This is a genomic window from Helicobacter valdiviensis (assembly GCF_003245365.1).
Classification (GTDB): Bacteria; Campylobacterota; Campylobacteria; order Campylobacterales; family Helicobacteraceae; genus Helicobacter_D; species Helicobacter_D valdiviensis.
Genome location: NZ_NBIU01000116.1, coordinates 1 through 634 on the forward strand (window position 1 = coordinate 1; position 634 = coordinate 634).

The 634-nt window shown below is 27.0% G+C and carries 1 protein-coding gene and 1 pseudogene; both read right to left on the reverse strand.

From position 1 onward, the window contains the following. A pseudogene (locus B6S12_RS10795) lies at positions 1-196 on the reverse strand (hypothetical protein); the annotation flags it as partial. A 19-nt stretch (positions 197-215) separates the two neighbouring features. Next, the coding region (locus B6S12_RS11365; protein WP_245892674.1) for a DUF6402 family protein at positions 216-634 on the reverse strand (419 nt) is incomplete at its 5' end.

The following is a 634-nucleotide window of genomic DNA, read 5'->3' on the forward strand; positions in this document are numbered from 1 at the left end:
TATCTTCATATAAAAAATAGCCTAATAAACTACCTAGGACAATACTAGCTATACCACCATACACAATACTTGCAATAAAACGCCTATTTGCAAAAAGTTGATATTTCTTATAAGCAATAATTAATACCATAAAAAGTGCATAGTTTGTTACAATACATGTTATAAATATAAGATTAAAATATATCATAAGTAACATTTTAGTTCCTTAACATACATTATTTAACCTCCTTATAATTTATAGTAGTCTTAAGTAAATGTTTTATAGCTAAATTACTTGGAACCTTAATATTTTTAAAAGTAGGGTTAGTCACTATAAAATCACAACCTAGATTGAAGTGTTTTTGCGTTAGTTGGTATTCGTGGTTGTAATTGGGGTAAATATTTTGCTTTTTATAATTCTCATATTTTTCTATATTTATGGATAATTTTAATAGCATTGCAGCACTCAAATTAGTTAAACTAAATATTCCGCTTTTTTCTGCATATTTATTCATTTGACTCTCTGAAACATCTCTATCAAACTTTACCTCATTATAATCCCAAGCACCCACAGGTTGCCCTAACTCTTTTATGCTACCATCTTTATTAAAAATATGATTTTGATCCCTAAAATCAAAGCTATCATCAACATAAG